This is a genomic window from Streptomyces sp. NPDC051940 (assembly GCF_040680895.1).
In the GTDB taxonomy this organism is placed as follows: Bacteria; Actinomycetota; Actinomycetes; order Streptomycetales; family Streptomycetaceae; genus Streptomyces.
The window spans coordinates 48,863-73,393 of the sequence record NZ_JBFAXR010000021.1; the positions used below are offsets into that span (position 1 = coordinate 48,863).

At 73.0% G+C, this 24,531-nt stretch carries 22 protein-coding genes and 2 pseudogenes; 17 read left to right on the forward strand and 7 right to left on the reverse strand.

The genetic code is table 11. The annotated features are described in order from the left end of the window. Positions 1-8: 8 nt before the first annotated feature. The 11 genes from AB0M28_RS11600 (at position 9) to AB0M28_RS11650 (ending at position 11,780) form a co-directional block, all read left to right on the forward strand. On the forward strand, positions 9-1,280 hold the full coding sequence (locus AB0M28_RS11600) for a glycosyltransferase (RefSeq protein WP_365401576.1): 1,272 nt from the start codon (positions 9-11) through the stop codon (positions 1,278-1,280). Further along, the gene (locus tag AB0M28_RS11605; protein ID WP_365401579.1) at positions 1,281-2,516 is read left to right on the forward strand and encodes a class I SAM-dependent methyltransferase; all 1,236 of its coding nucleotides are present in this window, start codon (positions 1,281-1,283) and stop codon (positions 2,514-2,516) included. Positions 2,517-2,529: 13 nt separating this feature from the next. Beyond that, the gene (locus AB0M28_RS11610; RefSeq protein ID WP_365401581.1) at positions 2,530-3,327 is read left to right on the forward strand and encodes a glucose-1-phosphate cytidylyltransferase; all 798 of its coding nucleotides are present in this window, start codon (positions 2,530-2,532) and stop codon (positions 3,325-3,327) included. Next, positions 3,324-3,971, forward strand: a complete 648-nt coding sequence (locus AB0M28_RS11615; protein ID WP_365401584.1) for a PIG-L family deacetylase — start codon at positions 3,324-3,326, stop codon at positions 3,969-3,971. The genes AB0M28_RS11610 and AB0M28_RS11615 overlap by 4 nt, the downstream gene beginning before the upstream one ends. Before the next feature lie 3 nt (positions 3,972-3,974). Further along, positions 3,975-5,000 carry an NAD-dependent epimerase/dehydratase gene (locus tag AB0M28_RS11620; RefSeq protein ID WP_365401586.1) on the forward strand — a complete coding sequence of 342 codons (1,026 nt, stop codon included), beginning with the start codon at positions 3,975-3,977 and terminating at the stop codon, positions 4,998-5,000. Continuing rightward, entirely contained in the window at positions 4,988-6,271 is a 1,284-nt protein-coding gene (locus tag AB0M28_RS11625; protein ID WP_365401589.1) for a DUF4910 domain-containing protein, read from the forward strand. Before AB0M28_RS11620 ends, AB0M28_RS11625 begins: the two co-directional genes overlap by 13 nt. A gap of 152 nt (positions 6,272-6,423) precedes the next feature. Next, entirely contained in the window at positions 6,424-7,659 is a 1,236-nt protein-coding gene (locus AB0M28_RS11630; RefSeq protein WP_365401592.1) for a hypothetical protein, read from the forward strand. After that, on the forward strand, positions 7,656-8,603 hold the full coding sequence (locus tag AB0M28_RS11635; protein WP_365401595.1) for a glycosyltransferase family 2 protein: 948 nt from the start codon (positions 7,656-7,658) through the stop codon (positions 8,601-8,603). Before AB0M28_RS11630 ends, AB0M28_RS11635 begins: the two co-directional genes overlap by 4 nt. Further along, entirely contained in the window at positions 8,600-9,871 is a 1,272-nt protein-coding gene (locus AB0M28_RS11640) for a polysaccharide pyruvyl transferase family protein (protein WP_365401598.1), read from the forward strand. The genes AB0M28_RS11635 and AB0M28_RS11640 overlap by 4 nt, the downstream gene beginning before the upstream one ends. Next, the gene (rfbC, locus tag AB0M28_RS11645) at positions 9,868-10,416 is read left to right on the forward strand and encodes a dTDP-4-dehydrorhamnose 3,5-epimerase (protein WP_365401601.1); all 549 of its coding nucleotides are present in this window, start codon (positions 9,868-9,870) and stop codon (positions 10,414-10,416) included. The genes AB0M28_RS11640 and rfbC overlap by 4 nt, the downstream gene beginning before the upstream one ends. Before the next feature lie 38 nt (positions 10,417-10,454). Further along, entirely contained in the window at positions 10,455-11,780 is a 1,326-nt protein-coding gene (locus tag AB0M28_RS11650; protein WP_365401604.1) for a glutamate-1-semialdehyde 2,1-aminomutase, read from the forward strand. 7 nt (positions 11,781-11,787) lie between these two features. Here the strand turns inward: AB0M28_RS11650 and AB0M28_RS11655 are convergent, their stop codons facing one another. Then, positions 11,788-12,423, reverse strand: coding sequence for a phosphatase PAP2 family protein (locus tag AB0M28_RS11655; protein ID WP_365401607.1), 636 nt, complete (start codon positions 12,421-12,423; stop codon positions 11,788-11,790). A 221-nt stretch (positions 12,424-12,644) separates the two neighbouring features. On the opposite strand from AB0M28_RS11655, the gene AB0M28_RS11660 reads away from it, so the two are divergent. From AB0M28_RS11660 to AB0M28_RS11675, 4 genes and pseudogenes are all read left to right on the forward strand, one after another. Then, positions 12,645-14,267 carry a hypothetical protein gene (locus tag AB0M28_RS11660; protein WP_365401610.1) on the forward strand — a complete coding sequence of 541 codons (1,623 nt, stop codon included), beginning with the start codon at positions 12,645-12,647 and terminating at the stop codon, positions 14,265-14,267. A gap of 97 nt (positions 14,268-14,364) precedes the next feature. After that, positions 14,365-14,469, forward strand: a pseudogene (locus AB0M28_RS11665) (IS5/IS1182 family transposase); the annotation flags it as partial. An 89-nt stretch (positions 14,470-14,558) separates the two neighbouring features. Further along, positions 14,559-15,071 (forward strand): hypothetical protein, encoded by a 513-nt coding sequence (locus tag AB0M28_RS11670; RefSeq protein WP_365401670.1) that lies wholly within the window; start codon positions 14,559-14,561, stop codon positions 15,069-15,071. A gap of 107 nt (positions 15,072-15,178) precedes the next feature. Continuing rightward, a pseudogene (locus tag AB0M28_RS11675) lies at positions 15,179-15,286 on the forward strand (IS5/IS1182 family transposase); the annotation flags it as partial. A gap of 7 nt (positions 15,287-15,293) precedes the next feature. On the opposite strand, the gene AB0M28_RS11680 reads toward AB0M28_RS11675, so the two are convergent. The 4 genes from AB0M28_RS11680 to AB0M28_RS11695 all read right to left on the reverse strand — a co-directional run bounded on the left by AB0M28_RS11680 (position 15,294) and on the right by AB0M28_RS11695 (position 19,199). Then, positions 15,294-15,674, reverse strand: a complete 381-nt coding sequence (locus tag AB0M28_RS11680; protein WP_365401613.1) for a hypothetical protein — start codon at positions 15,672-15,674, stop codon at positions 15,294-15,296. Between the two features lie 109 nt (positions 15,675-15,783). Continuing rightward, entirely contained in the window at positions 15,784-16,554 is a 771-nt protein-coding gene (locus AB0M28_RS11685) for a hypothetical protein (protein WP_365401616.1), read from the reverse strand. A gap of 21 nt (positions 16,555-16,575) precedes the next feature. Beyond that, a complete protein-coding gene (locus AB0M28_RS11690) occupies positions 16,576-17,064 on the reverse strand; it encodes a VOC family protein (RefSeq protein ID WP_365401619.1) in 489 nt (162 codons plus the stop codon). 68 nt (positions 17,065-17,132) lie between these two features. Then, on the reverse strand, positions 17,133-19,199 hold the full coding sequence (locus tag AB0M28_RS11695) for a PQQ-dependent sugar dehydrogenase (RefSeq protein ID WP_365401622.1): 2,067 nt from the start codon (positions 19,197-19,199) through the stop codon (positions 17,133-17,135). Positions 19,200-19,365: 166 nt separating this feature from the next. Here AB0M28_RS11695 and AB0M28_RS11700 point away from each other — a divergent pair, with 166 nt between their 5' ends. Both AB0M28_RS11700 and AB0M28_RS11705 read left to right on the forward strand, forming a co-directional pair. Continuing rightward, entirely contained in the window at positions 19,366-19,671 is a 306-nt protein-coding gene (locus AB0M28_RS11700) for a GNAT family N-acetyltransferase (protein WP_365401625.1), read from the forward strand. Positions 19,672-19,769: 98 nt separating this feature from the next. After that, on the forward strand, positions 19,770-20,729 hold the full coding sequence (locus AB0M28_RS11705) for a lysylphosphatidylglycerol synthase domain-containing protein (protein ID WP_365401628.1): 960 nt from the start codon (positions 19,770-19,772) through the stop codon (positions 20,727-20,729). 554 nt (positions 20,730-21,283) lie between these two features. Here AB0M28_RS11705 and AB0M28_RS11710 read toward each other — a convergent pair. Next, complete coding sequence (locus AB0M28_RS11710; RefSeq protein WP_365401632.1) at positions 21,284-23,803, reverse strand: VIT domain-containing protein; 2,520 nt, start codon at positions 23,801-23,803, stop codon at positions 21,284-21,286. Beyond that, positions 23,800-24,519, reverse strand: coding sequence for a helix-turn-helix domain-containing protein (locus AB0M28_RS11715; RefSeq protein WP_365401635.1), 720 nt, complete (start codon positions 24,517-24,519; stop codon positions 23,800-23,802). The genes AB0M28_RS11710 and AB0M28_RS11715 overlap by 4 nt, the downstream gene beginning before the upstream one ends. Positions 24,520-24,531 lie beyond the last annotated feature (12 nt).

Genomic DNA, 24,531 nt, shown 5'->3' on the forward strand with positions numbered 1-24,531 from the left:
CCGGAAGCATGCATGTCCTGGTGGTGCACAACCGCTACAACACGACGCAGCCGAGCGGTGAGAACCGGGTCGTCGACCAGGAGGTGGAGCTGCTGCGCGGCGGCGGGCACCGGGTCGAGCTGTTCGAGCGGCGCAGCGACGACATCGCCGCCCGGTCCCTGCTGGGCAAGGCCGCGGTGCCGCTGCTGGTGCCGTGGAACCCCGCGGTCCGTACGGAGCTGGCCGCCCGGCTGCGCACCGAGCGGCCGGATCTGGTGCACGTCCACAACGTCTTCCCGCTGCTGTCGCCCTCCGTGCTGGCCGCCTGCGCCGACGCCGGCGTACCCGCCGTGGCCACCCTGCACAACTACACCCAGATCTGCCCGCCCGGCACCCTGCGCCGGGACGGAAGGCTGTGCACCGACTGCGCGGGATCCGCGCCGCTGCCCGCCGTGCGGCACGGCTGCTACCGGGACTCCCGGCTGGCGACGGTGCCGGTCGCCGTCGGCCTGTCGGTCAACCGGCGGCGGTGGTGGTCCGGCGTGGAGCGGTTCTTCTGCATCTCCGCGGCGCAGCGCGAGGTCCTGGTGCGGTACGGCATGCCCGCCGGGCGGCTGGCGGTGAAGCACAACTTCGTCCCCGAACCGGGCGCCTACCGGGAGCGCGACGGCGAGCACGTGCTCTACCTCGGCCGGCTCGCGGAGGCCAAGGGCGTGCGCCTGCTGATGAACGCCTGGGACCAGCTGGCGGCGGACGGCGGAGTGGGCGTGCCCCTCGTGCTCGCCGGCGCCGGGCCGCTGGAGGGAGAGGTCACCGCCTGGGCGGCGGGCCGGGACGACGTGCGGTACGCCGGCCTGTACGACCCGGCACAGTGCGCGCAGGCCATCGCGCGGTCGGTCGCCGTGGTGGCCCCCTCCCTCTCCCTGGAAACGTTCGGCCTGGTGGCCGTGGAGGCCGCGGCGGCGGGGGTCCCGGCCGTCGCCGCCGCGCACGGCGGCTTCGTCGAACTGGTCGACGACGGGGTGACCGGGCTGCTGCACAAGCCGGGCGACACCGCCTCGCTCACGTCCTGTCTGCGCCGGATCACGGCCGACCCCGTCCGCAACCACGAGATGGGCTGGGCCGCCCGGCGCCGCTACGAACGGGACTTCAGCCCGGCCGTCGGGCTGCAGCGCCTGGAGGACGAGTACCGCACCGCGATCGCGGGGCACTCCGGCGGCGGGCACGGCGCGCCGCCGGCAAGGAAGGGAAACGCTGGCCCGCGGCGGGGCTCCCGCGCGGGCAGGGATGGGGGGAAGTAGATGACAGGATGCCGACTCTGCGGCTCGGCGGCGCTGGCCAGCGTCGTCGATCTGGGGGCGACGCCGCCGTGCGAGAGCTTTCTCGCCGCGGACCAACTCGACCGGCCGGAACCCGCGTACCCGCTGCACCTGCGGGTCTGCACCGACTGCTGGCTGGCCCAGATCCCGCCGCTGATCACGCCCGAGGAGACGTTCACCCAGTACGCGTACTTCTCCTCGTACTCGACCTCCTGGGTGGAGCACGCGCGCAGGTTCACCGCCGACTCCGTGCGGCGCCTCGGCCTCGGCGCGGACTCCTTCGTGGTCGAGGTCGCGAGCAACGACGGCTATCTGCTGAGGCACCTGGTGGACCGGGGGATCCGCTGCCTCGGCATCGAGCCGTCGGTCAACGTCGGCGCCGCCGCGCGGGAGAAGGGCGTGCCGACGCTCACGGAGTTCCTGGACCCGGCCACCGGCGCGGCCGTCCGCGCCGAGCACGGACCGGCCGACCTGGTCGTGGCCAACAACGTGTACGCGCACATCCCCGACGTGGTCGGGTTCACCCAGGGGCTGCGCGCCCTGGTCGCCGACGACGGCCATGTCTCCATCGAGGTGCAGCACCTGCTGACCCTGATCGAGCAGAACCAGTACGACACCATCTACCACGAGCACTTCCAGTACTACACGGTCGCCTCCGCGGCCCGGGCGCTGGCGAGCGGCGGTCTCACGCTCGTGGACGTCGAGCTGCTGCCCACGCACGGCGGCTCCGTCCGGCTGTGGGCGCGGCCGGCCGAGGCCGCGGGTGAGCCCACCCACCAGGTGGCCGACGTGCTGGCCCGGGAGAAGGCCGCCGGGCTGCAGGAGCTGTCCGGGTACACCGAGTTCGCCGCCCGGGTGGCCAAGGTGCGCCGGGACCTTCTGGCCTTCCTCATCCAGGCGGCCGAGCGCGGCGAGACGGTGGTCGGCTACGGCGCGCCCGGCAAGGGCAACACCCTGCTGAACCACTGCGGCATCCGCCCCGACCTGCTGCCGTACACGGTCGACCGCAACCCGTACAAGCACGGCAGGTACACCCCCGGCACCCGGATCCCGGTCCTGCCGCCCGAGCAGATCGCCGCCGACCGGCCGGACTACGTGCTGGTCCTCCCCTGGAACCTGCGGGCCGAGCTGGTCGAGCAGCTGTCCTACGTACACGCGTGGGGCGGCCGGCTGGTGTTCCCCATCCCGGAACTGAGCATTGTCGAGGTCACGTCGTGAAAGAGGTCGCAGCATGAAAGTCGTCCTGTTCTGCGGCGGTTACGGGCTGCGCATGCGCAGCGGATCCGCCGACGACATGCCGAAGCCGATGGCGATGGTCGGCCCGCGTCCGCTGATCTGGCACGTCATGCGCTACTACGCGTACTACGGGCACACGGAGTTCATCCTGTGCCTCGGCTACGGGGCGCACCACATCAAGGACTTCTTCCTCAACTACGAGGAGACGACGTCCAACGACTTCGTGCTGCGCCACGGCCGGACCGAGCTGCTGTCCACCGACATCGCCTCCTGGACGATCACGTTCGCGCAGACCGGCATCGAGTCGCCGATCGGCGAGCGGCTGCGCCGGGTGCGCCACCACCTGGACGGCGACGAGATGTTCCTCGCCAACTACGCCGACGTGCTCACCGACGCCCCGCTGCCGGAGATGATCGACCGGTTCACCCGGCGGGACGCCGGCGCGTCGATGATGGTGGTGCCGCCGCAGTCCTCGTTCCACTGCGTGGACCTGGGCGAGGACGGGCTGGTGGGGGGAATCACCGCGGTCAGCGAGCTGCCGCTGTGGGAGAACGGCGGCTACTTCGTGCTGCGCCAGGAGGTCTTCGACCACATCCCGGAGAACGGTGACCTGGTCGCCGACGGCTGCGCCCGGCTGGCGAAGCGCGGCCGGCTGGTGGCCCACCGGCACCGCGGCTTCTGGAAGCCGACCGACACCGTGAAGGAGCGGGCCGCACTCGACGCCGCCTACGCCCGGGGCGACCGGCCGTGGGCCGTGTGGGAGCGGGACGGCGTCCCGGTGGGGACCGCGTGATCAGGCTCGGGGCCGGGCGCCTGGACCGGATCGCCGCCGTGGGCGCGCACTGCGACGACATCGCCATCGGCGCCGGCGGCACGCTGCTGACGCTGTGCCGGGCGCGGCCCGGCCTGCGCGTCGACGCGCTGGTGCTCAGCGGCGGCGGCAGCGAGCGCGAGCAGGAGGAACAGGCCGCGCTGGCCGCCTTCTGCCCGGGCGCCGACCTGCGCCTGACCGTGCACAAGCTGCCGGACGGCCGGCTGCCCGCGCACTGGGACGAGGCCAAGGCCGTGGTCGAGGAGCTGCGCGGGCGCACCGAACCGGAACTCGTGCTGGCCCCGCGCACCGACGACGCGCACCAGGACCACCGCGGCCTGGCGAAGCTGGTGACCACCGCGTTCCGCGACCACCTGGTGCTGGGCTACGAGATCGTCAAATGGGACGGCGACCTCGGCCGTCCGACGGCGTACCAGCCGCTCACAGCGCAGACCGCCGAACTCAAGGTGCGGCTGCTGCAGGAGCACTACCCCTCGCAGCGGCACCGGCCCTGGTACGACCGCGAGGCCTTCCTCGGCCTCGCCCGCATCCGCGGCATCGAATGCCAGGCGCGCTACGCCGAGGCGTTCGCGGCCGCCAAACTCACACTCGATCTGGGGGGATGAACCGTGCGTGTACTACTGACCGGGCACCAGGGATATCTGGGAACGGTGATGGCCCCGGTCCTGGCCGCCGCCGGGCACGAGGTCGTCGGACTCGACGCCGGCCTGTTCGCCGACTGCCTGCTGGGCCCGGCGCCGGCGGACCCGCCGGGGCACCGGGTGGACCTGCGCGACGTCACGGCCGAGCACGTGGCCGGGGTGGACGCCGTGATCCATCTGGCCGCGCTGTCCAACGACCCGCTCGGATCGCTGGCGCCGGAGCTCACCTACGACATCAACCACCGCGCGTCGGTGCGGCTGGCCCGGCTCGCCCGCGAGGCCGGGGTGCGGCGCTTCCTGTACGCGTCGACCTGCTCGGTCTACGGCGCCTCCGGCGGCGACGCCCTGGTGACCGAGGACGCGCCGCTGCGCCCGGTGACGCCGTACGCGGAGTCCAAGGTGCGGGTGGAGGACGATCTGCACGCCCTCGCCGACGGCGACTTCAGCCCGGTGTACATGCGCAACGCCACCGCCTTCGGCTACTCGCCCCGGCTGCGCGCCGACATCGTGCTGAACAACCTGGTGGGGCACGCGCTGCTGTCCGGCGAGGTGCTCGTGCTCTCCGACGGCACGCCCTGGCGCCCGCTGGTGCACGCCGCCGACATAGCCCGGGCCTTCACCGCCGCGCTCACCGCGCCGCGGGAGGCCGTGCACGACCGGGCGTTCAACATCGGCAGCGAGGCCAACAACGTCACCGTCGCCGAGATCGCCGGCCAGGTCGCGGAGGCGGTGGACGGGGCGAAGGTGGTCATCACCGGCGAGACAGGCGCCGATCCGCGGTCCTACCGGGTGGACTTCTCCCGGTTCCGCGGCGCGCTGCCCGGCTTCGACTGCGAGTGGACCGTCAAGCAGGGAGCGCTCGAACTCGCCGAGGCCTACCGCGGACACGGGCTGACCCGGGAGGACTTCGACCAGCGCTTCACCCGGCTGGCCGTGCTGCGCGCGGCGTCCGAGGCCGGAGCCGTCGACGACACCCTGCGGTGGCGCCGATGACCTCGGCCGGCGAGGAGATGCACGCGCTGGCGGAGCGGCTGTACCCGCTCTGCCGGAGCATCACCGGCGACGGGGTGCGCGCCACCCTGGACGTCGTCGGCGAGTACGTCCCGCTGCGGCTGCACGAGGTGCCGACCGGGACCCGGGTGCTCGACTGGACGGTGCCGCAGGAGTGGAACATCCGCGAGGCGTACATCGCCGACGCCGCCGGCCGGCGGATCGTCGACTTCGCCGCGTCGAGCCTGCACGTGCTCGGCTACAGCGTGCCGGTGTCGCGGACCATGCCGCTGGCCGAACTGCGGGAGCACCTGCACACCCTGCCGGACCATCCCGCCTGGGTCCCCTACCGGACCAGCTACTACCAGCCGCAGTGGGGGTTCTGCCTGGCCCAGGACACCCTGGACGCGATGCCGGACGGCCCGTACGAGGTGCGCGTCGACTCCACGCTCGCGGACGGCCACCTCACCTACGCCGAGCACGTCGTCCCCGGCCAGGTCGCCGACGAGGTGATCGTCTCCTGCCATGTCTGCCATCCGTCGCTGGCCAACGACAACCTGGCCGGCATCGCGGTGGCGGTGTTCCTGGCCCGGGCGCTGGCGGAGCAAACGCCCTGGTACACCTACCGGTTCGTCTTCGCGCCCGGCACCATCGGGGCGATCACCTGGCTGGCCCGCAACGCGGAGCGGATCGAGCTGGTCAAGCACGGGCTGGTGCTGGCCTGCGCCGGCGACCGGGGCCGGCTGACGTACAAGCAGAGCAGGCGCGGCGACGCGGAGATCGACCGGGTGATGAGCCACGTGCTCACCGCATCCGAACGCCCGCACCACGTCACCGGGTTCACCCCGTACGGCTACGACGAACGGCAGTACTGCTCACCCGGGTTCGACCTCGGCGTCGGCTCGCTCAGCAGGACCCCGTACGCCGGCTACCCCGAGTACCACACCTCGGCTGACGACCTGGACTTCATCTCCGCGGAGGCCATGGCGGACACGCTCGCCGTGTGCCGTGAGGCGTTCGCCGTGCTGGACCGCAACCGGCGGTACGTCAATCTGAGCCCGTACGGCGAACCGCAGCTGGGCCAGCGGGGGTTGTACGACTCGCTCGGCGGCCGCAGCGACACCAAACAGGCTCAGCTGGCGATGCTCTGGGTGCTCAACCTCTCCGACGGCGAGCACAGTCTGCTGGACGTCGCCGAGCGGTCGGGGCTGCCCTTCGATACCGTCGCCGCCGCGGCCGACGCCCTGCACGGCGCGGGGCTGATCAAGGCGTGACGGGGATGACCACCGAGAGGGGGGCGACTTCGGCGGCCTCGGGCCGACACGCCAGGCGGACCGCCTGGCCGCCGGCCGGATCCTCCCGGCGTGCGGCGCGACCGTCGCCTGCGCCTTCGGCCCGCCCCGCCCAGCGGACCGGCAAGCGGGCCATGGCCGGACGGATGTCATGGGGACTGGCCGACCAGGCAGTGTGCAGCCTGAACAACTTCGCGGTGGGGGCCTATGTGGCCCGCTCGCTGGGGACGGTGGCGTTCGGCGTGTTCACCCTGGCCTGGGTGACCTACGGCGTGGTGCTCAACGTCTCCCGCGGGCTGGCCACCGATCCGCTCGTGGTGCGGTTCAGCGGTGTGCCCGCCTGGGCCTGGCGCCCGGCGGCAGCCCGGTCGACGGGTACCGTGATCGGCATCGGCGGCGTTCTCGGCGCGGCATGCCTGGTGGTCGGACTGGGTCTTGACGGCCCGGTGGGGCCGGCGTTCACCGCCCTCGGCGTCGTGCTCCCGGGGCTGCTGCTGCAGGACGCCTGGCGGTACTCGTTCTTCGCCGCCGGCGCCGGACGAAAGGCGTTCACCAACGACATCCTGGCGAGCCTCGTGATCGTCCCACTCCTCGTGCTCGCTGCCCGTACGAGCAGCGTGGCCCCCTTCGTCTTCGCCTGGGGCGGCGCCGCCGCCGTGGCCGCGGCGTACGGCTGCCTGCAGTCCCGCATCCGGCCCCGGCCGGGCGCGGCGCGCGAGTGGATCCGCGAGCAGCGCGACCTCGGCTACCGGTACCTGGTCGAGAACGTCAGCCTCAGCGGCTCGGCCCAGCTGAAGGCGTACGGGCTCGGCGCGATCATCGGGGTCAGCGCGGTGGGTACGGTCCGGGGCGCCGAGCTTCTGATGGGCCCGTTCCTCGCGGTGCTCATGGGGCTCTCGCTGGTCACCGTCCCGGAGGCGGCACGGGTGCTGCGGCGGGCCCCGCACCGGCTGTGGATCTTCTGCCTCGTGCTCGGCTGCGGCCTCGCCGCCACCGCGCTGCTGTGGGGCGGAGTCCTGCTGCTGGTTCCGGACGGGGTCGGCGAGCATGTGCTCGGCCAGGTCTGGCTCCCTGCCTCTCAGCTCATCGTGCCGGCCTCGCTCGGCGTCGCGGGCGCCGGCCTCGGCATCGGTGCGGCGGCCGGTCTGCGCGCACTCGCCGCGGCCAGGCGCAGTCTGCGCTGCCAGCTGTTCGCCTCCGCCTGCTACCTCGGCGGCGGGCTCGGCGGGGCGGTCGTGGCCGGCACCGTCGGCTCCGCCTGGGGCCTCGCCGCCGCCACCTTCAGCAGCTCGGCCGTGTGGTGGCTGTACCTGCGGTCCGCGCTGCGCGAGCGCAACCTGAACTCCATCGGCAAAGTGAGGACGTCATGACCGCGCAACCCCGGCTGAGCATCGGCCTGCCCGTCTACAACGGCGAGGAGTACCTCGCCGAGTCGCTGGACGCCCTGCTCGGCCAGACCTACGAGGACTTCGAACTCGTCATCTCCGACAACGCCTCGACGGACGGGACGCAGGACATCTGCCGCCGGTACGCCGCGAAGGACCCGCGCATCCGCTACCTCCGGCTGTCCCGGAACGTCGGCGCCACCCCGAACCACAACCGGGTGTTCGCCGAATGCCGCGGCGAGCTGTTCAAATGGGCCTCGCACGACGACCTGTACGGCCGGGACCTGCTGCGGCTGTGCGTCCAGGCGCTGGACGAGCGCCCGGAGATGATCCTCGCGCACACCGGCCAGGCGGTCATCGACGGCGACGGCAAGGTGAAGGTCCCCTACACGTACGGGCTCGCCACCGACTCGCCGCTCCCGCCGGTGCGCTTCCGCAGCATGCTGTTCGAGCCCGGCGGCGACGACTTCTACGGGGTGATCCGGGCCGACGTGCTGCGCCGGGTGAGACCGATGGACAGCTACCACCACGCGGACCGCACGTTCGTCGCCGAACTCGGCCTGTACGGGCCCTTCCACCAGGTTCCGGAGCTGCTGTACTTCCGCCGCGACCACCCCACCCGCGCCGAGCGCGCGAACCCGTCCAAGCGCGCCCGGTGCGTCAACCTCGACCCGCGCCGGGCGGGCCCGCTGCACCCGACGCCCCGGTTGCTCGCCGAATACGTCTGGGGTTTCGTGTCGGCGATCCGGCGGGCGCCGCTGTCACCCGCCGACCGGCGCGCCTGCTACCGCCACCTGGCCGCGTGGCTGGCGAGCCGGTCCCGGCCGGGCAGCGGCGAGCGGGTCGAGGACCGCGCGCCGGTCGAGCCGGGCGGGCTCACGGTCTCGGTCGACGATCTGGTCGCCGGGCGTGAGGGGAGGCGGGCATGACGGCTGCCCGGGGCGGGGAGGCGGGGGTGACCGCCGAGCGGGGCGGGGAGGCGGGCAAGTCCGCTGCCCGGGTCGGGGTGTTCGGGCTGCTCGGGTCCGGCAACCTCGGCAACGACGGGTCGCTGGAGGCCGTGCTCCGCTATCTGCGCGCCGCGCACCCCGAGGCCGTCGTGGACGCGCTGTGCGGCGGACCCGAGGCCGTCACGAGCCGGTACGGCATCCCCGCGACGCGGCTGCACTGGTACCGCGGGGAGTACCGGACCGCCTCGCGAGCGGGCGCGGTCGCGGCGAAGGGCCTGGGCAAACTCGTCGACCCGTTCCGTACCGCCGCCTGGGTGCGCCGCCACGACGTGGTGATCGTGCCCGGCATGGGCGTCCTGGAGGCCACGCTCCCGCTGCGCTGGTGGGGCTTCCCGTACTCGCTGTTCCTGCTCTGCGCGTCCGGCCGGCTGCTCGGCACCCGGATCGCGCTGGTCGGCGTCGGCGCCGCCCCGATCGGCAACCGGCCCACCCGGACCCTGGTGCGCTGGTCGGCACGGCTGGCCGCGTACCGCTCGTACCGGGACGCCCCGTCCCGCGAGGCGATGCGGGCGATGGGCGTGGACACCGCGCGCGACGAGGTGTATCCGGACCTCGCGTTCTCCCTCCCGGCGCCGAGCGCTCCTTCGGGCCAGGGCGGCACCGTCTGCGTCGGCGTCATGGCCTTCCACGGCGGCAACGACGACCGCGCCCGGGCCGAGGAGATCCACCGGCGCTACCTCGAGCAGACGATCCGCTTCGTCCGCGCGCTTGCCGCGGACGGCAGAGCCGTCCGGCTGCTCAGCGGCGACGGCGTCGACGCGCCGGTGGTCGCCGCGATCCTCGACGCGGTGGACTCGCCGCTGGTCACCGCCGCCGAACCGGCCTCGCTGGCCGACCTGATGAAGGAGATGGCCGCCGCGGACACCGTGGTCGCGACCCGCTACCACAACCTGATCTGCGCGCTGAAGACCGGCACACCGACCCTCGCCCTCACCTACGCGGCCAAGAGCGAGGCGCTCATGGCCGGTATGGGGCTGGGGGAGTACTGCCACCCGGCCCGCGAGGTCGACGCCGACCGGCTGCTCGAGCAGTTCCGGGCGCTGGAGCAGCGGTCCGCGGAGCTGCGCCGCACCCTCCCCGTACGCACCCTCGACGCCGCCCGGCGCCTCGAGGACCAGTTCACCGCGCTGACGGCCGCCCTGTTCCCGTCGGCCGGCCACGCCCACGCCACCCGGGAGGCCTCATGAAAGCGACCGGAGTCCCCGCGATCGAGGGCGCCTACCTCTTCGAGCCCACGCCGTACGCCGACGAACGCGGCTTCTTCTGCCGCACCTTCGACGCCGACGTCGTCCGCTCGGTGGGCCTGGACCCGCACGCCTTCGTCCAGGACAGCGTGTCCCGCTCGGTCCGGGGCGTGCTGCGCGGTCTGCACCTGCGCTCCGGCGCCGGCGAGGCCAAGCTGGTGCGGTGCTCGTACGGGCAGATCTTCGACGTCGTCGTGGATCTGCGGCCCGGCTCGCCGACGTACCTGGGCCGCGCCTTCTTCGAACTGTCCGGCGAGACGCAGCAGACCCTGTACATCCCGGCGGGATGCGCGCACGGCTTCCAGGCGCTGACCGAGACCGCCGACACCTCGTACCGGATCGACCGCCCGCACGATCCGGCCGAGGACGTGACGATCGCCTTCGACGACCCGGAGCTCGCCATCCCCTGGCCGCTGCCGGTCGTATCGATGTCCCGGCGGGACCGGGAGGCGCCGAGCCTCGCCGAGGTCTTGAAGCGAAGAGATTGACCTGAAGAGAAAGCTGAAGAGAGAGAGTTGAGGTCGGCGTGGACATCGAAGAGCTCACCCTGCCCCAGTCCCGGCGCGCGAACCAGCGGCTGCACGCCCTGGTCCCCGGTGGCGCGCACACCTACGCCAAGGGCGACGACCAGTACCCCGAGAACCTGGCCCCGGTCATCAGCCACGGCCGCGGTGCCGAGGTGTGGGACATCGACGGCAACCGCTACCTCGAGTACGGCTCCGGCCTGCGGTCGGTGAGCCTCGGCCACGCCCATCCGCGCGTGACGGAGGCGGTGCGGCGGGAACTCGACCGCGGCAGCAACTTCGTACGGCCGTCGATCGTCGAACTCGAGGCCGCGGAACGCTTCCTGGCCACGGTGCCGACCGCCGAGATGGTGAAGTTCGCGAAGAACGGCTCCGACGTCACCACCGCCGCGGTGCGCCTCGCCCGTGCCGCCACCGGGCGCCGGCGGGTGGCCATCTGCGCGGACCATCCGTTCTTCTCCGTGGACGACTGGTTCATCGGCACCACGCCGATGTCCGCCGGCGTGCCCGCCGAGACGACCGAGCTCACCGTGGCGTTCCCGTACGGGGATCTCGCCGCCACGGAGCGGCTGCTCGCCCGGTACGGGGACGACATCGCCTGCCTGATCCTCGAACCCGCGGCCCACGCCGAGCCTCCACCCGGATACCTCGCCGGGCTGCGTGAACTCGCCGACCGGTACGGCTGCCTGCTGGTCTTCGACGAGATGATCACCGGCTTCCGCTGGTCCGAGGCGGGCGCCCAGGGCCTGTACGGAGTCGTCCCCGACCTCTCCACGTTCGGCAAAGCGCTGGGCAACGGGTTCGCCGTCTCCGCGCTGGCCGGGCGCCGCGAGCTGATGGAGCTGGGCGGGCTGCGGCACTCCGGCGACCGGGTGTTCCTCCTGTCCACCACCCACGGTGCGGAGACGCACTCCCTGGCGGCCGCGATGGCCGTGCTCACGACCTACGTCGAGGAGGGGATCACGGCGCGGCTGCACGCCCTCGGCGAGCGGCTGGCGGCCGGTGTCCGGGACGTCGCGGCCGGTATGGGCGTCGGCGACCACGTCGTGGTCCGGGGCCGGGCCAGCAACCTGGTCTTCGCCACCCTCGACGAGAACCGGCAGCCGTCGCAGGAGTACCGCACCCTGTTCCTGCGCCAACTCCTCGCGGGCGGGGTGCTGGCCCCGTCGTTCGTGGTGAGCAGCGCGCTCGAGGACGCCGACATCGACCGCACCGTGGAGGTCGTGGCGCGGGCGTGCGCGGTGTACCGCAAGGCGCTTGACGCCGCCGACCCCACCCCCTGGCTGGCCGGGCGACCGGTGAAGCCCGTGTTCCGCCGCCGGGCGTGACGTGCTGTCAGGGGCGCTCTCGGCTACGGGCGTCGGCCGCCCGGTCGATGAGCCAGGCGGTCACCGGTACCACCGCCAGTGCGGTGCACCAGCCGCCGAGGACGTCGGTCGGGTAGTGGGCGCTCAGGGCGACCTGGGCCCAGCCCATGGCGGCGCCGCCGGCCAGCCCCGCGGCGAACACGAGGAGTGTGCCGGCCGTCCTGCCGAGGCCGAGTCGGCCGGCCACGAGGAGCGCCCCCGCAAGGGCGAGCGCGGTGATGAAGGCGGTGTGCCCGCTGGGGTAGGACTCGTGGACGCCGTGGATGGTGCGCCCCACGAGGGACTTGAGCAGCATCGTCGTACCCACGGCCAGTCCGGCGCCGGCGACGACGAGCACCGCCGCCCGGGGGCGGCGCAGCAGCAGGCAGGCCGCCACGGCGGCCGCGACGAGGGCGGCCGCTCCGTTCGGCTCGCCCCAGTAGTCCATGGCCAACGCGACGTCCCGCCACGGGCCTTGCACGGCGTCCGCGTCCGTCGGCTGTATCCACGCGTCCACCGCGCCGGCCTTGCTGTCGCCGGCGTAGAGGACCCCGAGCACGAGCACCAGCAGCGCGGCGAGGGCCGAGATCGGACCCAGCCACGCGACCAGCGGGGCGGGCAGCACGGTCCGGCCGGCCGTGCGCGGCGTCGTGCGTAGCGGGATTACGTCGCCGCCCCCCTCTGCGTCAGCGAGTTGGTTCGCTGTCCCCCAGCGAATCGCAGCGTACAACGGGCCGCGGGTCCTTGGTCCGTCCTTCACCGAATTCGGCTGCTATTGACCGGCTACAGTGGATTTGCCGCGGGGGACAGGGGGGACCTTTCCCGCAGAACTCTGGGGGGAGTCGCATGCGGACCACCGACCGACTGCTGGCCGTATCCGTCGCACGGGGGCGCCCCGGTCCAGACGCCGTCGGCACCCGGCTGGGACCCGGGGACACCGTCGCCGTGGTGCGCGTGCCGCACGACCACGCCTACGCCGAGCCGTCCGCCGACGATCTGCGCGGCCGGATCCTGAGCGGCAAGGGGCTCGCCGAACTGGCCGCGCCCTACGCCGCCGTGGCGGCCGAGGAGGGCGCCGTGACCGTGGCCGCGGACGCCCTGGGCCTGCGGCAGACGTACGGCGTGCAGGGTGACGGCTGGGCCGCCGTCGGGACCTCCGCCCGCGCCCTGGCCCGGCTGGCCGGTGCCCCGCTGGACCACTCGGCGCTCGGCGGCTACCGGCTCTGCGGGCACTTCCTGCAGGCCGACACGGCCTTCACCGGGGTCCGCAGGCTGCGCGCCGGACACCGGTGGCGGCTGGCGGACGGCCGGCTCACCGAACTCGCGGGCCCCGCCGGGGAGACGGCGACCGTCGCCGTGCACTCCGTGGACGACGCGGTGCGCGACGTCGCGGCGCTGCTGCGCGGCTCGTTGGAGCGGCTGCTCGACGAACACCCCGACGCGGTGCTCGAGCTGTCGGGCGGCCTGGGCAGCCGGTTGATCCTCGCCGCCGTCCCGCCGGCCCGCCGCGCGGGGCTGCGGGTACTCACCCTGCGCGGCGCGGGGACCGGGGACGCCGAGGTGGCCGGGCGGCTCGTCGCCCGGTACCGAATGCGCCACCAGGTGATCGACACGGCCCGGCTGGGGCGGCTGGTCCCGTCCGACGTGCATCGGCTGGTCAACGGCGCGTCGCTGCGTTACGAGCAGATCCACGACCTCGTCCGGCTCGCCCTGCTCGACTGGGTGGAGCGGCAGACCGACTCCGGCCCGCGCGTCGGCGCCTGGGGCGGCGAGCTGCTGCGCGGCCCCGGCTACGCGAGGCAGCCCGCCGCCCCGCGGGTCACCGCCGAACTGGTCGAACGCTTCGCGGAGTCGCGCCTCTTCACCCGGGACGCGTTGGACGGGGCGGCCCTCGACCCGCGGCTCGTCGCCGAGTCCCGGCGGGAGACGGTACGGCGGCTGCAGGACGTGTTCGCCGGCTTCGGGGGCGACTGGCTGCGGGCCACCGACGCCTACCACGCGCAGGTACGCCTCCCGCCCGTCACGGGCTCGACGCTCACCGCCGCGAGCCTGGACCACCGCGTCCTGGCCCCGCTGCTGGACCCGCGCCTGCTGGCTGTCGCCGACGCCCTGCCCCCTTCCGCCAAACGCGGCTCACGCTTCATCGCCCGCGTACTGACGTCCCTGGACCCGGAACTGGCCGCCGCACCCCTGGACTCGGGCACCAGACCACGCACGCTCACCCACCCGCTGGCCAAGCTCCTCACCACCCGCAGACGCGCTCAACCAGGCGCCCACGGCGCCGCCCCCACACTCACCGCCGCCCTACTCGCCCACTGGCGCGCCACGCCGGGTCTGCTCGACCCGCTCTTCGCCACGGACCTGGTCTCGGCACGCTGGCTCCAGGACGCCCTGGACGCCCGAACCGATCCGCGACAGGCCACGGTGGCGTACCTGGCCCTGCTGGAAGCGGCGCTCACGGAGAGCTGACGTGGTACTCAGACCGCGTTTGAGATCTGCCGTGCCGTGATGCCGGCGGGGTCGTTGCGCTCAGTGTGAGTGGTTCTGGGATGGGTATCCGTCGGACCTGACGCATGGGCAGTGGGCGCTGGTGGAGCCGTTGCCGCCCCCGGCGCGAGTGGGGCCGAAGCATGGTCGGCGGGAGAAGCACCCGCGGCGGCGGATCGTGGAGTCCGACCTGTCAAGTGGCGCCGAAGATCCTCTTGGTCGATATGCGTTGGTCAGCTGGGTCGAGGGCGGGGAGACTCAGGTGCTGTGAACATGGGGATCTCTGGTTTCGAGCCGTCCTTCCTGATCGGGGTCGACGCGATTCGGCAGGTGCACGGATCACGCCTGGCGACGCTCATCGGCAGGCGGCTGACGCGGTTCGGGCTGGTGCGGTTCGTCGAGGACGGGGACTGGTTCGCCGACTGCCCGGTGGTACTGGACTTCGACGGTGTCCAGGTGGAGGTCTGCCACTGGAAGTTCGACGAGCTCTCGATCGGCTGGGACACGATTGACACCGCGGCGACCATCACGGGCTGGGAGTGGGTCGAACTCACGCCCCAGTGGTCTCATGATGATGAACGCCTCGAACCGTTCGTCGGTCAGCAATTGTGCGAGGTCACGCTCCTCGAATGGCGGCCGGCCGACCATGACCTGGCGGCTGGAACCGTGGCGGTGGAGTTCGTCTTCGCCAGCAGCTGTCTGCGGATCGTCAACGGCCTCGACGAAAACCGTATCGAGGTTGGTGCGGCCCACACGGATTACGTCCGACACAGGCTGGGCCGCTGAGCACTACTGCTCGGCGGGTTTCCGGTTGATCTCGATGACCGGCAGCACGGTGGCCTGGGCTGGGATGCCGATCTGCCGGGGAGTTGGCCCGGCTGGTGTCGGGATGTCGCGAGGCGGAGCCGAGCGCGGGCCTGATCGACTCGCAGTCCGTCCGCACCGCCGACACCGTTCCCGCCGCCACCAAGGGCTTCGACGCCGGCAAGAAGGTGAAAGGCTCCTCGCTCACTTCATGAACGCAATCACCAGCGGGTCCGACTCCGGCGCGATGTAGTCGTATGTCGGGGAGTCGACGTGGCAATGACCGCTTGTATCAGCCTCGGAGGCGAAGCCCTCGATGTTGTCAGCGAGGAGATCGAGAGCTTCCCGCGCTCCCTGGACCCTCAGGATCTGGGCTTCCGTGACGATCGAAACGGTGGCCCGCTCTGGGTCCTCCTGGAACGCGATCTCGGACAGCGACCTCTCGTAGGGAAAGGGGCGCCGGTTCTCCGAGAGATCACAGCTTCCGGCCTTCCCCCGCAGCAGCTGCCCGAACGCCAGCAGCCCTTGACGCGTTCCGGAGAGCTCGAGCTCTCTGGTTTCCCCGCTGTACAGAACCTGCAACATCACATCCCCTCCAACCTGCCGATCGTACCGAGCACCAAGAGGGGATCGTCCTGCCGGCCCTCTCGCCCTTGGTCGGTCTACGGCTCTACCGCAGATCTCACACGCGGTCTCAGTGCTCCCGGACTCCGCATTCGGCACGGTAGAGCACGGCGTCGCCCGGGATCGTCCCGGACGGGACTCGGCCGAACTCCGCGTATGCCTCGCCGGAGGCGTCGGCCAGGAGCTCGTCAACGTGGATTACCGGGTGTCCGAGGGCAGCGCTGCTGTGCAGCTCGGCCTGGACTGGGGTGCTGAACGGCGCCCCCTCCAGCATCGCCCAGGCGGAGATTCCGTCGGGTCGGACCCCGATCTCCTCGACGGTGAGCCTCCAATGGGCATCGGCCTCCGCCATCAGGTCCTTGCCGTAGCGGCGGTTGTGGCCCATCACCACCTCGCGCCGCTCGCGGACGACGCTCGCGATCGCGCAGCACAGCGGGACGTCCCTGCCCCGAGTAGTGTCCACGCGTCCGTATCCGGCGGGCGGAACCATGAACAAGGAGTCAGCAACAAGCTCCAAGGCAGCATCCCTGATGCGGGGCCGCTGCCCGTGTTCCACGAGCTCCAGCAGGAACGGCGCGGCCGTGTAGGCGGCCGGGAAGACCATGCCGCTGTGAGCAGAGATGACGCCCTCGGCCAGCCCGCCGGCGGCGTCGGTGATCTGGTTGTAGCTGGTCCCGGCCGCCAGCTTCTTCAGGTTCTCGGCAACCAGCTCGGGACGGGAACAGGGGTCGTTTGGCAAGGCGGGTATCGCCGACCAGTCCACGGCATCCACGGCGGCTACGAACACGGCGTCATTGTTCATCCGGGCGCGCCGCAGGTCCACTCGATTGGTGGTGCCCACGCTCTCCTGCTGTGAGGCCCGTCAGCTGACCTTGTTGCCGTACATCTCGCCGAGCGGGTCCGCGAGCAGTTCCAGGCGGGCGCCGTCGGGGTCGCGGAAGTAGAGGGAGACCTCGCTTTCCAGCTGGTACTCGACGCCCGCGGCGTCCAGTCGGCCGCGTAGGTGCTTCCAGCGTGCGGGCTCGACGGAGATCGCGAGGTGGTGCAGGCCGCCGAGGACCTCCGCGTACGGGCCGAGGTCGAGGCCGGGGAGGTCGAAGAAGGCGAGGAGGTTGCCGTTGCCCACGTCGAAGAAGAAGTGCGTGGAGCCCGGGTAGTCGCGGTTCTCGATGACCTCCGTGAGGGGGAACTCCAGGAGTCCCTGGTAGAAGCGGATGGTCTGCTCGACGTCGGAGGAGAGCAGGGCGACGTGGTGCACGCCCCGGGCGGAGCTGGGCGGGCGCCCGGCGGACAGGTACGCCGCGCGCAGGCGGTCGCGCTCGGCGGCGAGAGCGGTCAGATCCCGGTCCATGGACGGCTCCTCGGTGGTGCGTGTCGCGGGGGTGGTCCCCCGGGAGCCTTCCCGGGGGACCCGCGTCGTCAGTCCACCAGTTTCCCGGGATGGTTCAGCGGAACGCGGAGGATCGCCGTGTCGCTGTTGTCCGGGACGCTGTCCTTGTCGCCGTTGCTGGTGGTGAGCCACAGATCGCCGTCCGGGGTGGGCTCGACGGTGCGCAGCCGGCCGTAGGTGCCGGTGAAGTACGCCTCCGGCGTGGTCGTCGTGTCGCCGGTGATCCGCATCCGCCAGAGCTGGGTGCCCCGCAGCGCCGCCACGTACAGGGTGTCGTCGACGATCGCCAGCCCGCTGGGGGAGGCCGCGGACACCGCCCAGGTGCGGACCGGGGCGATGAACGTCGGGTCGCCGCAGTCCCCGGAGGTCCCCTCGCACACCGGCCAGCCGTAGTTGCCGCCGCGGCGGATGAGGTTCATCTCGTCCATCACGGAGTTGCCGAGCTCCGCCTGCCAGAGCCGGCCGCGCGAGTCGAAGGCCAGCCCCTGGACGTTGCGGTGGCCGTAGCTCCAGACGTACGAGCCGGGGAACGGGTTGTCCGCCGGGACCGAACCGTCCGGCTCCAGGCGGAGGATCTTGCCGTTGAGGGAGTGCAGGTCCTGGGCGTTGGCGGCGCGCTGGGCGTCGCCCGTGGCGGCGTACAGCTTGCCGTCCGGGCCGAAGCGCAGCCGGCCGCCGTCGTGGAACTTGTTGCGCGCGATGCCCGTGAGCAGCACCTCGCGGGTGGTGAGGTCGAGCGTGCCGTCGGTGTACTTGATCCGCACGATCCGGTTGTCGGTCGCCGTGGTGTGGAACAGGTACACCCAGTGGTCGGCCGCGAAGTCCGGGGAGAGCTCCAGGCCCAGCAGACCGCCCTCGCCGTCGGTGGCCTGCGCGTCGGGGACGGTGCCGGCGACCGTGCGGCCGCCGTCGGGGGTGACGCGTACGACGCGGAAGGAGTCCCGCTCGGCGGTCAGCGCCGAGCCGTCGGGGAGGAAGGCCATCCCCCAGGGAACGTCGGTGCCCCGGGTGACCTGGGTGACCTCGCCCACGGCGTCCACTCCGGTGCGGGTGGACGCCGTCACCGGCTCGCTCAGCGGGGAGAGGTTGCGCGCGCCGTCCGCGGCGCGGACGGTGAACGTGCCCTCCGTCTGCGGCGGCAGTCCGTGGATGGTGACTTCCGTGCCGGTGGCCGTGGCGATCTGCAGGCCGTCGCGGAAGACGGTGTAACCGGTGACCGCGACGTCGTCCGTCGCCGGCTCCCAGGCGAGGGTGACGCTGTTGGCCGTGGCGCCGGGGGAGTGCGGGGCCCCGGGGGCCGTGGGGGCGGTGGTGTCGGTGCGGGTGGTGGTGGCCCAGACGGTGTTGCCGGCCTGCGAGACGTTGCCCGCCGCGTCGCGGGCGTTGACGTAGAAGCCATAGGAGGTGCTGGGGCTGAGGCGGGTCATGTTGGTGCTCAGCTGGGTGCCGTCGACGGACTTCACGAACTGGCCCTGCTGGTAGATGTCGTACGCCGTCACGCCGACGTTGTCGTCGGCGGGCTCCCAGGCCAGGGCGACCGAGGTGGCGGTCGCCGCGGTGCTGCGCAGCGGGCCGGGCGGGGTGGGCGGTTCGTGGTCGGCGATGCCGGGGGTGCCGTAGACCTTCAGCTCGGCCAGGGCGTAGCCCTTGTCGGGCAGGCAGGCGGCGTCGGCGTACAGGCGCAGATGGCGGCCGTAGCCGGTGACGTCGATGTCCTCGGTGCCGCCCGTGCCGTCGGTGGTGCGGTGGATGTCCTGCCAGTAGGCGCCGTCGGGGGAGGTCTGCAGGGTGTGGGCGGCCGCGCAGCCGTCCTGCCACTGGAGCTGCACATGGTTGATGGTCGACATCGCGCCGAGATCGACGGAGATCCACTGGTGCGGGCCGGTGGTCTCGCCGCGCCAGGCGGTGGCGGGGTCGCCGTCGACCGCGGCGGCGGCCGTCGTGGACGCGCTCAGCACGCTCGACGCGGAGGCGGGGCGGCCCTGCGAGAGCGGAGGGTCGGCCGCCCGGGCCTGGTGGACCGGCGCGGTGACCAGGGCTGCCGCCAGCGCGGCTGTCAGCAGTGCGGGGCGAGCGGGGGAGCGGCGCGGGGGCATGGCTCTCTCCTCGAGTCGGCAGGGCGGCACGGCGCAGCGTGTCATCGTGGGAGGGGTGCGTCAAGCGCTTACTCATATACGGGTTGAGCTAGGGGTCTGTTTGAGAAATCGTTTCCTCAGCGGATCGCGATCAGCGAGTGGTGTGCGGCGTCGTAGGGTTCCCGGTATGGAAACGCGAGTGGTCGACAACGTGGAGAAGTCCCGGTACGAGGTGTACGAGGGGGAGGAGCTGGCGGGGTTCACCCTCTACCGGCGTGGGGAGGGCGTCATCGCCTTCACCCACACCGAGATCGGGGAGGCGTTCGGCGGCCGGGGCCTGGCCGGGAAACTGGCGCGGACGGCGCTGGACACCGCGCGGGCCGAGGGGGTGGCGGTGCTGCCGTACTGCCCGTTCTTCGCGGGATGGATCGCCAAGCACCCCGACTACGCGGACCTGGTACCGGCGGAGAAGCGGGCCGATTTCGGCCTCTAGGTGGCGGGCTTTCGCTGATCGTCGGGCGGCGGACACCGGGATGTCGTCCGGATGGGGCATACCTCTTGCGGGAACCCGACCGCGAGGAGGATCGCCCTATGGCACTCGCACCGCCCCCCGCGCTTCGACGGCAGTCGCTGCACCGGCTGCTGTGTCTGCTTCCGCTCGGCGTCATCGGCGGCTGGGTGGCCGCCCATTGGGCGCTGCTGATGGCCGGCGGCCGCGAGCTGATGGCCGCCGACCGCGGCTGGCTCCTCGCGGCGGTCGTGATCACCGGGCTGTGCTGGGTGCCCATCTGTCTGACCAGGCAGGGCACGATCCTCGAACGGCTGCCCGCCGGTCGGCTGTTCGCCTCGCAGGTCGCGGCGGGGACCGCGAACCACGTACTGCCGGCGGGCATCGGCGCCCACGCCGTCACGCTGCGCTTCTTGACCCGGTGCGGGATACCCCTCGCCCGGTCGTCGGCCTCGCTGGCGCTGTACTCGCTGGTGGAGCCGGTCGCCCGGATCACGCTGCTCCTGATGCTGGTCGCCGCCTTCCCGGACGCGCTCTCGCTGGAGGGGCTGGCGCCGGACGGTACGGCGCTGGCGGTGGTGTTCGCCGCGCTGGCTGCCGTGGCGGCCGTGCTTGTGGCGGTGGTGCGCTCCGTTCCTCGCATACGGCGGATGGTGGGCGGTTTCCTGCGGGTGGCGATGACCGACGCCCGGGCGGTGCACGCGCGTCCGTCGCGGGCGCTGGCGCTGTGGGGCGGCGCGTTCGCCTTCCCGGCGCTGCAGGCGTCGGTGCTGGTGACCGTGGCCCGGGCGATGGACGTCCCGGTGCCGTCGATCGACGTGGCCATCGCCTACCTCGCCGCGAGCGTGGTGGCCGGCGGCATCCCCACCCCGGGCGGCATCGGCTCGGTGGACGCGGCCCTGGCGGTGGCCCTGGTCGCCGCGGGCTCCCCCCTCACCCTGGCCACGGGCGCGGTCCTGGGCTTCCGCATCATCACGGCGTGGCTGCCCCTGCTACCGGGCGCCTTGGTCCTGGGGGTACTGGTGCGCCGCAAGGTCCTGTGACGCAGGGGACGGTATGGCCCGGCCGGTGCGCGGTGCGCGGTGCGCGGTGCGCGGTGCGCCTGCCCGGCGCCGGTGCCGTTGGTGTCCGGTGCCCCGGCGCCGCGACGGGGCAGTGGCTGGGATGGGCAGTGGGCGTCGGGGCGGGGGGAGTGGTGCCGGGAAGGGCAGCGTGGGCCGAGACGGGGGTAGGCGTTGGGGCGAGGGCGAGGGCGAGGGCGAGGGCGAGGGCGAGGGCGAGGGCGAGGGCGTCGGGACGGGAGCGTGGCCGGGACGGGCAGCGGGTAGTGGCGAGCCGGGAGCGGGAGACCGGAGCCCTGAGTTGCAGGCCCTGAGTCGCGGGTGTCCCCTCGGCCCCGAGCCCCGCCCAAGCCCGAGCTCGAATCCGGAGCCGCAGGACGCGAACCTTGAGCCCTGACCCCTGTGGCCCAGGCCATGAGCCCTGACCCCGAGCCACCGGCCCCGTCTCCCCGCGCTCCGGAACTCACGGTCGCGTCCGGCGGAGGGCCTGAGTTGCCCCAGGTCCTCCACCGGACGCCGTTCCCCCGGCCGGGGCGTCAGCCGCGCTTCCAGAAGGGGCGGGGGCGGTCGCCCTCCGGGGAGGTGCCGTCTCCTGGGTCGCCGGGTGTGCCGACGAGGGCGGTGAGCAGGGTGACCGTTCGCGTCCACAGGGCCTCGAGGTCCTTCTGCGGCTGCTCCGCGTCCCGCAGTTCGCGGGCCAGTTCGGCCAGTTCCGCATAGCGGGCCTGGTCCGGGCCGCCGGCGCCCGGGGTGAGCAGGGCCGACAGCCGCGTGCCGAGGTCGGCGAGGGAGCGGCGGCGCTCCACCGCGGACGACGCCTCCGCTGCCTTCAGCCGCGCCAACTCCTCCCTGAGCAGTGGCCGCAGGTCCAGCCCGCTACCAGCCTGTGCCGGCGCCGCCGCCGGACGGCCCCGGTGCATCGCCGCCCGGCCGAGCCCACGTGCACCGCGCGTGACCGGACCCGCGCCGCCCGCCCGAGGAGCGAAGCCCTGCGGGGCCGCCGCACCGGGCGCGGGCGGCGGAGCCGCCGCCGGTATGCCACCGGGAGCCATGGGCGCCACCCTCGGCGCACTCAGCGGCGCCGCGGCAAGCAGAGGCTGGAACCCGCCCGGCGCACTGCCCGCGATGCCACGCTCCGCCTCGATCATGTCCCAACCGCTAGGCGACTCGACGGGCTGCGTCACCCGGTGCTTCACCCCGCCCTCCGCGACCACCCGGGTATCCACGGCGACGAACGCGGTGAACCGGCACAGCACCCCGAACCGCAGCGACGTGTCGACGATCGTCTTCTCCAGCGCGTGCTCACCGACGAGATACCGGTCCTCCAGCGCACGCAGCCGCGCCCGGGCCCACACCGCGCGGACCGCGGGATGCGCACCCTCCGCCCCCGTCACCCGCCGCTCCCACGACTCGCCCTCCGCCGTCAGCCCGCGCACCGCCACCACCGGCGCCCCGGCCCCGGCGACCCGCCGGTACCGCCCGAAGACCTGCAGCGGCACCCCCGGGAAGAGCGAACCCGCGTGCGTGACCGTCCCGGTCACCGGCTCCAGCCCCTCCGCCTTCAGCGACAGCCCGGTGACCAGCGGCGCGCCGATGCGGCGATGGATGTGCTCCATGGCCTCGTCCAGCCGGTCCTCCGACTCGACCAGCTCGCACCGGCCCGCGCCCAGCGCCGCCAGCCGCCCCAGGAAGCCGGCGTTGACCGCGCGGTCGATCCCGACCGTATGAACCCGGACCCCGGAGAGCGACGCCCCGATCCGCTCGAGTATCTGGTCCTCGTGGCCGACCTGGCCGTCGGTGACCAGCACCAGCACCTGGTCCCGCTCCGCCGCTCCGCCGGCCTCCTTCGAGGCGGCCAGCAGCTGCAACGCCTGCTGCAGCGGCCGCAACATCTCCGTGCCGCCCCGCGCCTCGAGCCGGGCCAGATGCTCCACCGCCCGATAGCGGTGCCGGTCGGTGGCCGGCGCGAGGTCCTCGGGGAGCCGCGCCGGGCGCTCCACCTGATGGTCGAAGGAGAGCACCGCGAACCGGTCGTCCGAGATGAGCGTGTCGATGATGCGCGCGGCCGCCCGCCGCGCCGCCACCATCTTCCAGCCGCCCATGCTGCCCGAACGGTCCAGCACCAGCACCACGTCACGCGGCCGACGTATCTCCGGCCCCTCACCGGGCACCACGGTGAGCGCGAACGTCCCCGCACCGTCCTCCGCAGGCTCCTCGTCCGGGACGAGCAGCAGCGAGTCGGACGCGGCGAGCCCCAGCCGCAGGATGAAGTCCCGGTCCAGCCGCTCACCCGGACGCAGCGAGAGCCTCACACCACCCTCGACACCGGAGCCCTCGACGGCCGAACCCCCGGCCGTCGTCACCTCGTGCAGGCTCGACCGTATCTCCCGCAGCTCCAGCCCCGCCGGATCCACGTCCACGTCCAGCGACAGCCGAACCGGGTTGGGGAAACCGGGCAGCAGCACCGGGGGAGTGATCCGCGAGGCGTCCGGAACCGCGTCCGTGTCCGGGACCGAACCGCTGCCCGCCGGGTCGACCGGCAGCGGCGCACCGGGGATGTACCGGGGTGCGACCACCAGGGGGAAGCGGAACTCGGCGGCGCCGTCCTCGTACGGCAGCGGCTGGCTCAGCGTGAGCCGGACCGTCACCCGCTCCCCGGGGACGATGTTGCCGACGCGCATCGTGAACACGTCCGGGCGCTCCTCCTCGGCGATGGCCGCCCGCCGGCCCTCCGCGACCGCCCGGTCGTAGTCGGCCCGTGCCTGCCCCCGCTCCTTCAACTGGCCCTCGATCACATGGTCGTCCGCCTCCATGCGGAACGCCGTGACCGCGGCGCGGTCGGGGAGCGGGAAGATGTAGGTCGCCTCCAGCGGGACGTCGAAGGGGTTGCGGAAGCCCTGGACCACCTCGATGCCCGCCGTCAGCCCGGAGATCCGCGCCCGGACCTCGACGCTCTCCAGCGGCAGATTGCCGCGCTCGGTCCGCAGGGCGCCCAGCCCGGCGTCCGGCAGCGCGGAGCCCTCCTCGGGTGCCAGGGGTGTGATCGGGACGGTCATCGCGCACTCCTTTCCGAATCCGTACGGGCCGGGCCCGGTGTGATGTCGAGGGCTGCGTCGGGCAGCAGGCCGCGGCGGCGCAGCGCCGCCAGCAGGGGGGCGGCCGCTTCGCTGATCGCGGCCAGATCGTCGTCGGCGGGGCGGCCCGGGCCGGCCTCCGTCAGCAGCAGGGTGACGCCGGGCGCGAGGCGCACGGCGGGCTGGACGGACGGCGCGTACGACCACGCGACGGGGCCGTCGGCCATGTCCAGTTCGGCCTCCGCGGCAGCCGAGCCCCGCGGGCGCGCGTCCGCGGCCCAGAAACGCCCGCGCTGGGACGGCTCGCGAGCGGGGGATGCCGTCGAGTCGGCGGGCGGGGTGTCGGGCAGCGCCTGGGCGGTGGACTCCACCTCGGCATCCGACCGCAGTTGGGCGACCGCCTGCAGCTGGGCGTCCGTCGCACCCGCCAGCATCGCCTGGATCTCGGCGATCGAAAGCCCCTGGATCTGCAGTCGCTTGACGGCCACCAGCTGCAGCAGATGCCTCCGCCCGTACAGGGCCACCCGCCCGCGCCGGGTCAGCGGCGGATCCACCAGCCCAATCGTCGCGTACCACCGGATCAGCCGCTCATTGGGCACCTCGCGCACACGGCCGTTAGGCGCGCCGGAGTCGACGTCGGCGCTCAGCTCCCGCGCCGCGTGCTCCGCCAGCTCACCGATGGTCCATGACTCGCTCATACTGCAATGATG